This window comes from Streptomyces sp. NPDC097129 (assembly GCF_055668065.1).
This window is the reverse complement of the sequence record NZ_JBVOQE010000005.1, coordinates 147,325-161,719: the sequence shown is the minus strand read 5'-3', so window position 1 is coordinate 161,719 and position 14,395 is coordinate 147,325. Positions and strand designations below refer to the sequence as shown.

Sequence of the window (14,395 nt, the reverse complement as noted above, 5' to 3'; positions counted from 1 at the left end):
GGGCCTAGGAGAGCGCGTGGAACTGGGGGCCGTAGGTGCCCCGGGTGCCGGGGATCTCGGTCTCCATCAGCCTGACGGCGGACTCCTCCAGGCCGCGCATGGCGTGGATGGCCGCTCCCAGGGCGCGGGGCCCGCCGTCGGACCATGCCGCGTCGAGGGCGTCCAGCACGGTGGTGTAGAGGGCGTCGAACCTGTGCAGGAGCTGCTGTACGGGCGCCGACGGCCGGGGCCAGCCGCCGGCCGGGACCCGGGCCATGGGACGCGCGTCGGGGAAGGGGACGGGCGGGCCGGTGAACGTCCAGCCCTTGTCGGTCTCCCGCAGCTGACGGCCGTGGTAGATCTCGCTGAAGGCGTAGTAGTGGGCCGGGTGGTCGTCGGCGAAGGAGTCGGCCGGGGACCGGCTCGTGCCCTCGCCCTGCTCCCTGATGATGTCGAGGGAGCGCTCGACGTCGAGGAGGGTTTCGACCGGCCTCAGTTCGTCGGAGCCGATGCGCGCGTTCAGCTGCCCACGCGCCGACAGCTGCGGGGCCACGGTCCAAAAGCCCTTCAGCATGTCGCCGTAGAAGGTGCCGACGGTGGGCGAGGTGCTGCCGCTGCGGGCGAGGGATTCCTCGGGGGCCTCGATGGCCATCATCACGTCGTGCACGAAGGACCTGGTCAGGCCCGACAGGTACAGGGTCACGCCGGTGCGTACGCCGCCGGGCAGCGGGCCGGGATAGGTGGGCGCCGCCGCCTTGATCCGGGGCTGTCCGCCCACGGCCACGAGCAGGTTGCACACCACGCCCAGGTGGTACATCTCGTCGTCGATGATGCGCCGGATCAGGCGCGCGGCCTGCGAGCCGCGGTCCCTGACGGACCACCAGCCGCAGAGGTACGGCGGGATCGCGGACAGCTCCAGCTCCACGGCGACCTGGAGGGCCGATCTGAGCCAGTCGATGCCGCGTCCGGCTTCGGGCACCGCCAGCAGGCGCGCCACGGAACCGAGGGACGGCTCGGGTGGTTCGGTGTGGGGTCCTGCGGCGGCCGACGCCGGATCGGCTGCCGCGGTGGCCGACGCACCGGCCGCCACGGCGGCGGTGGCCAGGAAACTCCTGCGCTTGAACGGAGCCGCAGCGGGCCTCTCCGCGTCTTGACTCACACCAGTCACCCTCGCCTCGCAGTGGTGGCCCCGCCTCGGCTGGAGGCATCCGGGGCCCTCGGAACAGCTCGCGAAGCTAGCAGGCATCACCGCAGATGAGAGGCTTGACGGGCCTGAGCGGCGCCTCCACCACCCTGTCGGTCCAACCGGGAGGTGGCCCGCTCCCCCGTCAGTCGCCCTGGCGGGACGACGGCGAGAAGCAGGCGACGACGCTCTTGCCGTGCGGGCAGGGCTTGGCCGCCCAGTGGTCCGCGAGCGCGTCCATGAGGAGCATGCCCCGGCCGCCGGGCTGGAGCGTGTCGGGCCGGCGGGGGGTCGGCAGGACGGGTGAGGAGTCGTGCACGGCGACGTGCAGGCACTGGCCGTCCCAGGACATCACCAGCTGGGCGGAGCTGTGCCCGTGCACGTGCGCGTTGGTCACGAGTTCCGACACGACCAGCAGGACGTCGTCCGCCGTGTCGGGGGCGTTGCTGGTCCAGCCGAGTTCGTCCAGATGGGCCCGGGCCCAGTCGCGTGCCGTCTTGACCTGACTGCTGAGTGGCAATGAGCGTGCCCAGCCCACCGCTCGAAGCGAACGTCCGTCCACGTCATCCCTGCCTGTGCCGATTTCACGGGGTCGACAGTGCGGCTACCCGCACGAGGCGCGGGTAGCCATTCCACTTCGAGCGGTCAGGGGATCGCTTGTTCGGGCGAGGGTTCCGCGCGGCGGGCCACCACCACGCCGATGACGCCGACGACGAGCAGGACGACGACGGTGCCGAGGGTGAACGTCTCGAAGGCAGTGCGGGAGACGCCCCAGGCGTCGCGGAAGACGTAGTCGATGCCGAAGAGCTGTTCCAGGACGCCGGGGAAGAGCGCCGACCACGACCCGATCAGGATCCACGCGTAGACGAGCGCCGCGCAGAACAGGAAGCCGCGGGTGCCGAAGGGGACGCGGTAGGGCCGTGGGACGTCCGGCCGGCGGAGGCGGAGCAGCACCAGCGCGGGGATGACGACGAGGTAGGACAGCAGCAGGGTGGTGACCGCGACGGTGAGGACCACGGCGAACATGTCGGCGGCGTCGCCGTTCGCGAACCGCATCGCGGCGAGCATGAACAGCGTGGCCACGGCCCCGGACAGCAGGTTGGTGCGCACCGGCGTGCCGAGCCGCGGGTGGAAGGCGCCGAGGGCGCGGGTGAAGAAGCCCCCGTCGGCCGCGGCCATGGCCTGCATACGGTCGCTGACGATCATCCAGGCGCTGCCCTGGGTGAGCAGCGCGAAGACGAACATCACGGCGGTGGTCTTCAGCAGGGGGCCGGCCGCGCCGCCGTACACGGTGAAGACGAGGCGGGCGCCTTCCATGAAGCCGCCGATGCCGGTGACCTGGTGGGCGGGTACGACGGCCAGCAGGGCGAGGACGGGCAGCAGGTAGCAGCAGGCGGCGACGGCGGCGGAGCGGCCGAGTGCGGCGGGCACGTCGTGCTGGGGGTCGTGCATCTCCTCACCGGCGGCGTTCGGCGCCTCGAAGCCGACGTAGGCGAACAGCAGGATCGGCACGAGGGCGAGGAAGCCGGCGGTGCTCGGCGCGAAGCTGGTGCCGGTCAGGCCGTGGAAGCCGTGCCGCACGCCGTAGAGCAGGGCGGTGAGGGTGAACAGGGCGAGGGCGAGGACCTTGATCGCCGCGCCGGCCGTGGTGATCCATTTGCCGCGGCGCAGGGAGACGACGGCCGTGAGGATGGCGGCCCACACGAACAGCAGCTTGAAGGTGTAGTCGGCCACCGTGCCCGAGCCCAGGTGGAAGACGAAGCCGTTCCAGGTCTGGGCGGCGAGGAACACCAGGGAGCCGCCCAGCCAGATGGGGTTGGTGACCCAGTACATCAGGGTGGTGAGCGCGGCCGCCGGTCGGCCGAGGGCGAGCTTGACCCAGACGTAGGGGCCGCCTTCCTGGGGGAACGCGGCGCCGGTCTCGGCGAACAGCAGGGCGTAGGGGACGAGGAAGAGCAGGGCGATCGCCGCGGTCCAGGTGGCGGCCTCGCCGCCGCCGGTGGCGATCTGTCCGACGGTGTCGAAGGAGATGACCGCGGCGACGGCCATCGCGGTGATGTCGAAGCGCTTGAGGCTGCGTTGCAGGGTGCCGTCCGCGGGCCGGGACGCGCTGGGCACGGACGGGGAGAGCTTGGAGGACACGGGCAGTTCCTAGGAGGGGAGGGAAGAGACTGCGGGGGGCGCGTGCGGAGCGCCGCTACGGTGTGGGGTCCGTGTCGGGTGGTGCGGGGAGGGGCGGCCCGGCCGTCGCGGCCGGGCCGTCGGGCGCGGCGGGTGTCAGGCGGCGCGGATCTCGCCGGTCGGGTCGGTGCGCTCCAGGACGCTGCGCAGCGCCGCGGCCGCTTCCTTCGCCTCGGCCTCGGTCATGATCAGCGGCGGGGACAGCACCAGGCTGTGCGCGGAGTCGCGGACGATCACGCCGGTCTCGCGGCGGATGACGTCGTGCGGCATCCGGTCGGGGCGCAGGGGCAGGGGTGCGCGGGTGGCGCGGTCGGCGACCAGTTCGACGGCGAGCATCATGCCGACCGAGCGGATCTCACCGACGATCGGCAACTCGCCCAGCTGAGCCTGGAGTTCGCCGTGCAGGACGGCGCCGAGGCTTCTCGCGCGGGCGAGGAGGCCCTCCTTCTCGATGAGGTCCAGGTTGGCGGTGGCCACCGCGGTGGCGACGGGGTGGCCGTTGTAGGTGTAGCCCATGGGGAAGCCGTGGTCGCGCAGCAGGACCTCGGCGACGTGGTCGCCGACCAGCAGCGCGCCGAGCGGGACGTAACCGGAGGTGATGCCCTTGGCGGTGACGATGATGTCCGGGGTGACGCCGAAGTGCTGGGCGGCGAACCACTCGCCGACGCGGCCGTACGCGGTGACGACCTCGTCGAAGATCAGCAGGATGCCGTGCCGGTCGAGGACCTCGCGCACCCGGGGCCAGTAGTCGGCCGGCGGGACCAGCATGCCGCCGACGCCCATGATGGGCTCGCCGATCATCGCGGCGATGTTGTGCGGGCCGATCTCCGCGATGCGCTCCTCCAGTTCACGGACGAGGAAGTCGGTGACCTGCTCGGGGCTCAGCGGCCGGCCGCCGTACAGCTCCGAGCGGTACGGCCACGGGGGCGTGAGGTGGGAGACGTGCGGCATCATCGGGGCGAAGCCCTCGTGGTAGAGCGGGAAGCCGGTGGCCGAGCCGCCGCCGTAGCCGATGCCGTGGTAGGCCTTGCTGCGCGCGAGGATCCACGTCCGGCTGCTCTCGCCGCGCCGGTGGTGGTAGTAGCGGGCCATCTTGATGGCCGCCTCGTTGCCCTCGGAGCCGCCGGAGGTGAAGTACACGTGGTTCAGCGGGTCGGGGGCGATGGCGGCGAGGCGCGTGGCGAGTTCGATCGCCCGCTCGTTGGAGAACTCCCAGAAGCTGGTGAAGTACTCCAGCCTCTTCATCTGCTGGTGGGCCACGTCGGCGAGTTCGGTGCGGCCGTGGCCGACCTGGGCGAGCCAGAGGCCTCCGGTGGCGTCGAGGTAGCTGCGGCCCTCGGTGTCGGTGAGGCGGCAGCCGGAGCCGGAGGTCATGACGACGCGTTCGGTGGCACTGCCCGGCAGGTAGGGGTGGATGATGTGCGCGCGGTCCAGCCGGACGAGGTCTGCGGCGTCGAGCGTCATGGGTGGGTACGTCCTTTGCTGCGGTGGTGGGTGGTGGACGGCCGGTGGGGGGAAGGCCGTGGGATCGGCGGGGTCAGCTGTACGCGATCCAGGTCGTCTTGCGGCCCGTGTACTTGTCGAAGGAGTGCAGGGAGAGGTCGCGGCCGTGGCCGGACTGCTTGAAGCCGCCGAAGGGAGTGGACGGGCTGAGCGCGTCGACGGTGTTGACGGACACGGTGCCCGCCTGGAGGGCGTCGGCGACGCGGTGGGCGCGGCCGAGGTCCCCCGTCCACACGGACGCGGCCAGTCCGTAGGCGGAGTCGTTGGCGAGGCGGACCGCCTCGGCCTCGTCGTGGAAGGGCAGCACGGTCAGCACCGGGGCGAACAGTTCGTCCCGCCAGAGCGGGGCGGCCGGACCCAGGCCGGTGACGACGGTGGGGTCGAGGTAGGCGCCGTCGCGGTCGGGGCGGGTGCCGCCGCACACGAGCGTGCCGTCCGATGACGCGAGGGCGGCCAGGACGCGTTCCACCTGGGCCTCGTCGACGAGCGGTCCGAGTCGGGTGGCCGGGTCGAGCGGGTCGCCCGGCTGCCACGAGCGGGCGTGTGCGGCGACCCGTGCGGTGAACTCCTCGGCCACGGACGCCTCGACGAGCAGGCGGGTGTTGGCGGAGCACACCTGACCGGCGTTGTAGACGAAGCCCCAGGCGGCGCGTTCCGCGGCGGTTTCGAGGTCGGCGTCGGCGAAGACCAGGTTGGGGCTCTTGCCGCCGGCCTCGGGCCAGACCTGCTTCATGTTCGACTCGGCGGCGTAGGCGAGGAAGCGCTTGGCCACGGCGGTGGAGCCGGTGAAGACCAGGGTGTCGACGTCCGGGTGGAGGCCGAGCGCCCGCCCGGTCGTCTCCCCCGGGCCGGGCACGACGTTGAGCACGCCGTCCGGCAGGCCGGCCCGTGCGGCGAGTTCGGCCAGCAGCAGCGCCGACAGCGGGGACTGCTCGGCCGGCTTCAGTACGACGCTGTTGCCGGCGGCCAGGGCGGGCGCCAGCTTCCAGCTCGCGATGTCCAGCGGGAAGTTCCACGGCACCACCGCGCCGACGACGCCCAGCGGGGCACGGCGTACGAGGGCCAGGTTGCCGGGCGGGGCCGGGGCGATCTCGTCGTACAGCTTGTCGACGGCCTCCGCGTACCAGGCGAAGACGCCGGCCGCGCCGGGCACGTCGGTGCCGTGGGACTCCGTGATGGGCTTGCCCATGTCGAGGGTGTCGCACAGGGCGAGTTCCTCGCTGTGCTCCTCGATGAGGCGGGCGAGGGCGAGCAGGACCCGCTTGCGCTCCGCCGGTGCGGTGCGTGACCAGCGGCCGTCCTCGAAGGAGGTGCGGGCGGCGGCCACGGCCCGGTCGACGTCGGCGGCGGAGCCGGCCGCCACCTGGGCGGTGACCTTGCCGGTAGCCGGGTTGACGGTCGGGATCCAGTGGTCGTCGGCGGGGTCGGCCCACGCTCCGTCGATGAACAGGCGCGTGCGGGGCGCGAGGTCGGCGGCGCGCTGCCGCCAGTGGGCGTACGTCTGCATGCTGTGGCCTTCGATTGCGTCGTCGGGCGTGGCGTCTCGGGGGCCGCCTCGAAACGGCGGGCGCGGTAAAGACGGGGGCCGTGATCGGCACTCACACCGTTCTTTGAGTTGAGATTCAAACAATAGGGGAACCACTCGTCAATGGCGTGTGCAGAAACTTCTCGCCGGACTTGATACGCGCGACAAAGAACCGGCCCACCCTGCGGAAGGCAGGGCGGGCCGGCTGGCCGGACGGCGGTGATCTCCGGCGATCAGGCCTCGGTGGGCCGGGCGGCGGCGATCCCTCGCGCTCAGGCCTCGGTGGGCCGGGCGGCGGCGATCCCTCGCAGCAGGTCCATCACCGCTCGGGCGCGGGCGGTCTGGGTCATGCCGTCCACCGAGGCGATCTTGACCTCGAGCGGCGGGCCTCCGTCGCGCAGCGGTAGCTCGGCGACCTTGCCGCCGCCGTAGGTCTCACTGGTCGCGGGCCGCTGGTTGAGCACGCTGTAGCCGAGTCCCTGGGCCACCAGGGAGCGCACCGTTTCGTAGCTGCGGGTGCGGTAGCGGACGTCCGGTGCGGTGCCGGTGGCGGCCACCAGCGAGCGGAAGTAGTCACGGCTGTGGGCGAGGTCCAGCAGGACGAGCGGTTCCGCGGACAGTTCGGCCAGCTCCACGCTGCCCCGACCGGCCAGCGGGTGATCGGCCGCGACGATGACGTACGCCGGGGCGCGGGCGATGGTCTCGCTGCGCAGGTCGGGGTGGGCGGACAGGCCGAGGTCGTAGGCGAGGGCGAAGTCGATGCGTCCCGCCGCCAGGGCGTCGACGAGCTGGTCCGTCTCCCCCTCCACCACGTCGATCTCGATGCCCGGGTAGCGCCGGGTGCACGCGCTGAACAGGGGTGGCAGATAGTAGGGGGCCAGGGTCACGAAGCATCCGACGGTCACCGGCCCGGAGATGGTCTCGCCGTCTCCCCGTGCCTCCCGTGAGACCTCGCGGGCGCGGGCCAGCAGGTCCCGCGCCTGCTGCCGGAGCCGCTCGCCGGCGGGGGTGAGGGTCAGGCCCCGGCCCCGCCGGCGGATGAACAGCTGCACCCGCAGGTCCCGCTCCAGGTTGTAGATGGCCGCGGACACGGCGGACTGCGCGATGTGCAGCTCCGCGGAAGCCTCCGTCATCGAACCCCGCTCGGCCGCGACGAGGAAGTAGCGCAGCTGAACGAGCGTGAAACCCACTGGTGACGTCATACGTGACCCTCGTACCCGGTGACCGTGTCCGGGACGACCTTATGCGGCGCCCGCACCGGCCGGCGGGGCTCCGGGGGCGGCCGGTGTCCCGGAGACGCCTTCGGAAGCCTGCGCCGGGGGCGCCTTGCCGTCGGGGGCCGCCGCGGCGCCCACGTCCTCGGGGCGCAGCAGGGCCGTGCCCGCGGTCTCCCGCAGGGACAGCGCCGCGACGAGCCCGCCGACGGCGAACACCATCAGGTACGGGCCGGGCACCAGGGTGCTGCCGGTCGCGTCGATGAGCACGGTCATCAGGTACGGCACGGTGCCGGCGAACAGGGCGGCGGTGAGGTTGTACGCGACGGACAGACCGCTCTGCCGGGTACGGGTGGGGAAGGTCTCCGCCGACCACACCGCGTACGTGCCGAGGATCGCCGCCAGGATCACCCCGAGCAGCAGCCCGGCGGCCCAGGTCCCGGCGAGTCCGGTGCGCATCAGGAGGAAGGCAGGCGTGGAGAGGACCAGCAGGGCCGCCGTCGCGCCGACGAACACCGGCTTGCGCCCCACCCGGTCGGACAGCAGACCGAACACCGGCACCAGGACCAGCCCGAGCAGCGAGATCACCGTGGACAGCAGGGCGGCGCTGTCGGCGGAGTGGCCGAGGTGGTCCGTCTCGTAGGTGACGAGGTAGGTGAGCACCGCGTAGAACGGCACGTGCATGGCCGCCATCAGGCCCGCCGCCTGGAGCAGTTGCCGCTTGTGCGAGCGCAGCAGCTCACGCGCGGGGCTGCGCGGGATCGAGCCGCCGGCTTCGAGCATCCGGTACTCGGGCGTGTCCTCGATCTTGTTGCGGATGATGTAGCCGATGACGCCGAGGGGCGCGGAGACGAGGAACGGGATGCGCCAGCCCCAGGACGTCAGCTGGTCGTCGTCGAGCCCGGTGGACAGCAGCAGGAAGACGAACGAGCCGGCGAGGAAGCCCAGCAGGGAGCCGACCTCCAGCCAGCTGACGCCGAACCCGCGACGGCGCCGGGGCGCGCTCTCGGCGAGGAAGCTCGCCGCACTGCCGAACTCACCGCCCGCTGCGAAGCCCTGGATCAGGCGCAGGACCACCAGGAGCACCGGCGCGGCGGTCCCGATCGTGGCGTAGCCGGGCAGCAGTCCGATCGTCAGGGTGGCGCCGGACATCATGAAGATGACCAGCGACAGAGTGCGCTTGCGGCCGATCCGGTCGCCGAGCGGGCCGAACACCAGGGCGCCGATCGGCCGGATGCCGAACGACACGGCGAACACGCCGAACACGGCGAGCAGACCGGTGGTGCCGTTCTCGGCCGGGAAGAACACGGTGGCGACCGTGCCGGCGAGATAGGCGTAGGCGGCCCAGTCGAACCAGTGCACGAACACGCCGACGGCTCCCGCGGCGACGTTCCTGCGCAGGGCGACCGCGTCGGTGGCCGTGGTGGCCTCGGTCGGCGTGGCGCCGGTGTTGCTGGTGCGCATGCGCACCTCCTTGAGGATGGGGTGGGGAAGCCCGGGCTGAGCGGGGGTCGCCGGCGCGGTGCCCTCAGTGCGCGGGCAGGCCGGTCAGGGAGGCGGGGCTGGTGAGGTCGCGCAGTTGCGCCTCGGTGAGCAGCGCGCGTTCGCGGACGAGGTCGAGCGCGGGCCGGCCGGTGTGGTGCGCCTCCAGCGCGAGCGCGCAGGCCGTCTCGTAGCCGAGGGCGGGGCTGAGCGCGGTGACCACGCCGGTGGAGGCGGCGACGGTCCGGGCGAGCCGGTCCCGGTTGGCGGTGATACCGCGGACGCACCTCTCGGTGAGGACGCCGATCCCCGCGGTGAGGTGGTCGAGGCCGGCGCTCAACGACCGGTAGATGACCGGCTCGAAGGCGTTGAGCTGGAGCTGGCCGCCCTCGGCGGCGAGGGTGACCGTCACGTCGTTGCCGATGACCTCGAACGCGATCTGGTTGACTGCCTCGGGGATCACCGGGTTGACCTTGCCCGGCATGATGGACGATCCGGCCTGGCGTGCGGGCAGGTTGATCTCGCCGAGACCGGCCTGCGGCCCCGAGGACAGCAGGCGCAGGTCGTTGCAGATCTTGGACAGCTTCACGGCGATCCGCTTGAGCACGCCGGAGAGCTGGACGAAGACGCCGACGTCCTGCGTGGCCTCGATGAGGTCGGGCGAGGACACGAGGGTCGGTATGCCCGTCAGCCGGCGCAGGTGCTCCAGCGCGCGTTCGCGGTATCCGGGGCGGGCGTTGAGTCCGGTGCCGATCGCCGTGCCGCCGAGGTTCAGCTCGTGCAGCAGCAGCCGGGCCTCCGACAGCCGCTGCTCGTCCTCGGCGAGGGTCGCGGCGAACGCCCCGAACTCCTGGCCCAGCGTCATGGGCACGGCGTCCTGCAGCTGGGTGCGGCCCATCTTCAGCACGTCCGCGAACTCGGCGCCCTTGGCGGCGAACGCCTCGCGCAGGCCGGCCAGGGCGACCAGCAGTTCGGCGATGTGCGCGTCCAGCGCCAGTTTCACCGCGGTCGGATAGACGTCGTTGGTGCTCTGGCCGAGGTTGACGTGGTCGAGGGGATGCAGGACCGCGTACTCCCCGCGGCGGCGCCCCAGCAGCTCCAGGGCACGGTTGGCGACGACCTCGTTGGCGTTCATGTTGGTCGACGTGCCCGCGCCGCCCTGGATCAGGTCGACGACGAACTGCTCCCGCAGCGCGCCCCCGCGGATCTCGGCGCAGGCGTCCTCGATCGCCGTGGCCAGTGTGCCGTCCAGTGCGCCGACGTCCGCGTTGGCGCGGGCCGCGGCGTCCTTCACTGCCGCCAGGGCGCCGATCAGGTGCGGCCGGGCGGCGAGCGTCTCCCCGGTGAGGGGGAAGTTGGCCACCGCCCGGGCGGTGTGCGCGCCGTAGTAGGCGTCCGCCGGCACGTCCACGTCGCCGAGCATGTCGTGCTCGGTACGGCGGTCGTGGCCGGCCGCACAGATGTGCTGCGGGCCGGTGTGCTGGGGGCCGGACGTCAGGGACATCGGTGTCCTCCCGGTCGTGGCGGGTCGGCAGTCACGGCAGCGGTTACGAGACGGCCGGTCGACGCGGCGGCCACGGAGGCTGCTGTGCCCGTCACGCCGCCCCTCCCCCGCCCACCGTGCCGCGGTCCACGCCGGTCCAGGCCAGCGCGATCGCCCCGTCGAGCAGCGCGCGCTGGGCCGTGCCGCCGACGCAGTACGCGGCGAACTCGTGCTGGTGGTTGGTGGCGGGCAGGGAACCGATGCCGATGTAGGGATGGATGGCCGGCACCACCTGGGAGACGTTGCCCATGTCGGTGGAGGCGCGGTTCATCCGGGCGGCCTGGCCGGGCGGCGCGAACTGGCGACCCAGCGCGAGGGCGTTGGCGCGGTAGTGCCCGAGGGCGCCTTCGTCCGTGCGGAACTCCGCGTACGGCTTGCTCTCCGGTTCGATCTCCAGCGCGCAGCCGGTGGCGAGGGCGCCGGCCTCGAAGGCCCGCATGACCCGGGGCTCCAGCTCGGCGAGTTCGGCGAGCGTCCGGGCTCGCACGTACCAGCGGCCCGTGGACCGCTCGGGGATGGCGTTCGGGGCGTCCCCGGCGTGGGTCACCACACCGTGCACCCGGGCCGAGCCCGGCAGTTGCTGGCGCAGCAGGCCGATCGCGACCTGGGCCACGGTGAAGGCGTCCGCGGCGTTGACCCCGGCCTCCGGATAGGCCGCGGCGTGCGCGGACTTGCCGGTGTAGGAGATTCTGGAGTGGCTGACCGCGAACGGGCGGGCCTCGGCGACGTCGACCGGTGCCGGATGCACCATCATCGCGAGGTCCGCTCCGGTGAACGCGCCCCGGTCCAGCATCTCGATCTTGCCGCCGCCACCCTCCTCGGCGGGGGTGCCGTAGACCTCGACGGTGAGACCGGCGTCGTCGGCGACGGCGGCCAGGCCGAGGGCGGCCCCGACCGAGGACGCCGCGATGAGGTTGTGCCCGCACGCGTGGCCGAGGCCCGGCAGCGCGTCGTACTCCGCGCACAGCGCGATCCGCACGGGCCCGCTGCCGAACCGGGCGTGGAACGCGGTGTCCAGGCCCAGGTAGGAGGAGGTGACGTCGAAGCCGGCGCGGTCGAGCAGCTCCGGTACGGCGGCGGCGGCCCGGTGTTCCTCCCAGGCGGTCTCCGGGTCGGCGTGCAGCCTCTCGGACAGGCCGATCAGCTCCTCGGCGTGACGGTCGACCGCCTGCCGGGCCGCCCGCTTCAGCGCGGCGCCCCTCACAGGTCGCCCGGGACGCCGTACGAGGGAGCGGTGGCCGGGTCGAGGCCGCGCCGCACGTAGTCGTCGCGCTGCGGGAGCCAGACGTCGACGAGTTCGCCGAGCCGGGCCACGGGGTCGTCGGCCCAGTCCACCCGCAGATCGGTGACCCGCCAGTCCACGTCCGCGACGACCGCCAGGCCGGCCGAATGCAGCGGGCCCTCCTCGCCTCCGGCCGCCACGGCGGCCCTCAGCGCGGTGAGCAGCCGCTCCTCCAGCTCACCGGTGGCCGCGGTGTAGGCGTCGAGGAGTACGCCGGGGATGTGCGCGCCGGACAGCATGTTGCCGGCCGCCACCGCGCCGTCCGCGGTGACCGAGGCGTGCGTGCCGAGTGTCCGGGCGCCGCTGTGGGCGAACCCGGGGCCGGTGCGGCCCAGCACGGTGAGCTGCCGGTACTCGATGGTCTTCGCGGTGTCCGCCGCGCCGGTGACGTCGGCCAGGGCGCGCGCGGGGTCGCCGTGGTCGGCCAGCCCGTCGAGCAGGCGCGTGCCGAGCGTGGGGTCGGTGACGTTCTGCGAGGCGGCCGCCCCGACCCCGGGCCGCAGATGGGCGACCCGGGCGGCGACCGCCGGGCTGGACGAGCTGACCACGATGCCGAACCGGGCACCGTCGCGTACCACCAGGGAGAGGGTCATGCCCGGTCCTCCTTGGGGATCACGGCGACGGCGTCGATCTCGCACAGCCACTCCGGGCGGGCGAGGGCGGAGACGACCAGGCCGGTGGAGATGGGGTGCACGCCCTTGGTCCAGCGGCCCACGGTGCGGTACACCGCCTCGCGGTAGCGCGGGTCGATCAGGTAGATCGTCAGCTTGACCAGGTGTTCCATCCGGCTGCCCGCTTCTTCGAGCAGCATCTGGATGTTGGCCATGGCCCGCTCGGCCTGCGCCTCGGCGTCGCCGATGCCCACGGACTCGCTGGTGTCGAGGTCCTGGCCGATCTGCCCGCGGACGTACACCGTGTCGCCGGCCACGACGGCCTGGCAGAGGTCGTTGTCGAGGTGCTGCTCGGGATAGGTGTCGCGGGTGTTGAACGGACGGATACGTGTGTGCCCGCCGGTGACGATCGGGGCCTTCACCTGGTGGCCCTCGCTCGTGGACGTCATCGTCTGCTCCTCAGCTGTTCGCGGTCGCCGGCGTGGCGCCGGACCGTTCGGTGGTGCCGTACGCGAGGTAGCCCCGCTGGATGGTGATGTGGTCGGCGATGTAGCGGGCGTCGTGCCACACGCCCCAGAGGAAGCTCGAACCGCGGCGGGACAGCCAGGGCAGGCCCAGGAAGTAGACGCCCGGCTCGCGGGACACGCCCCGGCGGTGGTCCGGCCGGCCCCGGTCGTCGAACGCGTCGACCTGCAGCCAGCCGTAGTCGGTGGCGAAACCCGTCGCCCAGACGATCGAGGTGACGCCGGCCTCGGCCAGGTCGAGCTCCAGCCGGGGACCGGTCACGCAGTCCGGGTCGGGGCCGAGCACGTGGGCCTCGGGCTCCTCGGGGAAGTCGAGCCCGTTGCGCTCGATGTACGCGTCGGCCGCCTTCAGGAACGCGAGGTACTTGGCGTCGCCGTCCGCGATGTTCGTGGCGAGATCCGGCGCGAAACGCAGGACGCCGTCGTCGTACGACGCGGTCAGGCCGACGAGTTCGACACCGGCGGCGGCCAGGGCGCGGAAGTCCACGGTGTGGCCGCCGCGGGCGCCGCTGACCGCGATGGTGACGTGCTCGGCCCCCTGGGGAGGCGTCTGCGCGTCCCAGATCCCGAGCACGCCGAGCCACCAGCAGAAGTCCCGTCCGCGGTAGCGGCGCGGAGGACGGTCGTGGGGTCCCACGGAGAGCAGGACCCGGCGCCCGGAGCGGCGCAGTTCGTCGGCGATCTGCACCCCCGACGATCCGGCGCCGACGACGAGGACCGTGCCGTCGGGCAGCTGCCCGGGGTTGCGGTACCCGCTGGAGTGCAGCTGCACGGGGACGGCGCCGTCGGGGACGATGGGCGGGATGACGGGGCGCTGGAACGGTCCGGTCGCTGCCACGACGAACCGCGCGTCGATGGAGCCCTCGGAGGTCTCGACGCGGAAGCCGGGCCGGCCGGTGTGCCGGCGCACCGAGGTCACCTCGACGCCGCAGCGGACCGGGGCGCCGACCTTCTCGGCGTAGGCGGCGAGGTAGTCCGCGACCTGCTCCTTGGAGGCGAACCCGTCGGGGCCGACGTCGGAGAACTCCAGGCCCGGGAAGCGGTCGTGCCACGCCGGCCCGTTGGCGACCAGGGAGTCCCACCGCTCCGAACGCCACCGCTCGGCGATGCGGTGCCGTTCCAGGACCAGGTGCGGTATGCCCTGGGCTCCCAGGTGCTCGCTCATCGCCACGCCGGCCTGGCCCGCTCCGACGACGACTACTTCGGTTGCTTCACTCGGCATTCCAGCCTCCACTCAGGCGGTAGTCCATCCCGGCGTCGCGTCGACCGTGCTACCGCACCGAACATCCTGTGGGGAGCCGGGAAAGCTGTCCAACAGATGTTTCCGAGGAAGGTGATCTGATTTGGCGATGCGGAATCCGGTGAGGA

At 72.7% G+C, this 14,395-nt stretch carries 12 protein-coding genes; all 12 read right to left on the bottom strand.

What is annotated here, in order from left to right; all coding sequences use genetic code 11:
* Positions 1-4: 4 nt before the first annotated feature.
* The 12 genes from AC0B9F_RS16845 to AC0B9F_RS16790 all read right to left on the bottom strand — a co-directional run bounded on the left by AC0B9F_RS16845 (position 5) and on the right by AC0B9F_RS16790 (position 14,249).
* Positions 5-1,138 (bottom strand): ferritin-like domain-containing protein, encoded by a 1,134-nt coding sequence (locus AC0B9F_RS16845; protein ID WP_472003278.1) that lies wholly within the window; start codon positions 1,136-1,138, stop codon positions 5-7.
* Between the two features lie 169 nt (positions 1,139-1,307).
* A complete protein-coding gene (locus AC0B9F_RS16840; protein ID WP_472003275.1) occupies positions 1,308-1,724 on the bottom strand; it encodes an ATP-binding protein in 417 nt (138 codons plus the stop codon).
* Between the two features lie 83 nt (positions 1,725-1,807).
* Positions 1,808-3,304 carry an APC family permease gene (locus AC0B9F_RS16835; protein WP_472003273.1) on the bottom strand — a complete coding sequence of 499 codons (1,497 nt, stop codon included), beginning with the start codon at positions 3,302-3,304 and terminating at the stop codon, positions 1,808-1,810.
* A 135-nt stretch (positions 3,305-3,439) separates the two neighbouring features.
* A complete protein-coding gene (locus AC0B9F_RS16830; protein WP_472003271.1) occupies positions 3,440-4,807 on the bottom strand; it encodes an aminotransferase family protein in 1,368 nt (455 codons plus the stop codon).
* Positions 4,808-4,880: 73 nt separating this feature from the next.
* Entirely contained in the window at positions 4,881-6,353 is a 1,473-nt protein-coding gene (locus AC0B9F_RS16825) for an aldehyde dehydrogenase family protein (RefSeq protein WP_472003269.1), read from the bottom strand.
* A gap of 290 nt (positions 6,354-6,643) precedes the next feature.
* Positions 6,644-7,573: a LysR substrate-binding domain-containing protein gene (locus tag AC0B9F_RS16820; RefSeq protein WP_472003268.1), complete on the bottom strand. Its 930-nt coding sequence runs from the start codon at positions 7,571-7,573 to the stop codon at positions 6,644-6,646.
* Between the two features lie 39 nt (positions 7,574-7,612).
* Positions 7,613-9,049 carry an MFS transporter gene (locus AC0B9F_RS16815; protein WP_472003266.1) on the bottom strand — a complete coding sequence of 479 codons (1,437 nt, stop codon included), beginning with the start codon at positions 9,047-9,049 and terminating at the stop codon, positions 7,613-7,615.
* A 64-nt stretch (positions 9,050-9,113) separates the two neighbouring features.
* Positions 9,114-10,571 (bottom strand): aspartate ammonia-lyase, encoded by a 1,458-nt coding sequence (locus tag AC0B9F_RS16810; protein WP_472003264.1) that lies wholly within the window; start codon positions 10,569-10,571, stop codon positions 9,114-9,116.
* Positions 10,572-10,662: 91 nt separating this feature from the next.
* On the bottom strand, positions 10,663-11,814 hold the full coding sequence (locus AC0B9F_RS16805) for a M20 family metallopeptidase (protein ID WP_472003263.1): 1,152 nt from the start codon (positions 11,812-11,814) through the stop codon (positions 10,663-10,665).
* Positions 11,811-12,485: a DUF1028 domain-containing protein gene (locus AC0B9F_RS16800; protein WP_472003261.1), complete on the bottom strand. Its 675-nt coding sequence runs from the start codon at positions 12,483-12,485 to the stop codon at positions 11,811-11,813. Before AC0B9F_RS16800 ends, AC0B9F_RS16805 begins: the two co-directional genes overlap by 4 nt.
* Complete coding sequence (locus AC0B9F_RS16795) at positions 12,482-12,952, bottom strand: RidA family protein (protein WP_472003259.1); 471 nt, start codon at positions 12,950-12,952, stop codon at positions 12,482-12,484. Before AC0B9F_RS16795 ends, AC0B9F_RS16800 begins: the two co-directional genes overlap by 4 nt.
* Positions 12,953-12,962: 10 nt before the next feature.
* Positions 12,963-14,249 (bottom strand): flavin-containing monooxygenase, encoded by a 1,287-nt coding sequence (locus AC0B9F_RS16790; RefSeq protein ID WP_472003257.1) that lies wholly within the window; start codon positions 14,247-14,249, stop codon positions 12,963-12,965.
* Positions 14,250-14,395 lie beyond the last annotated feature (146 nt).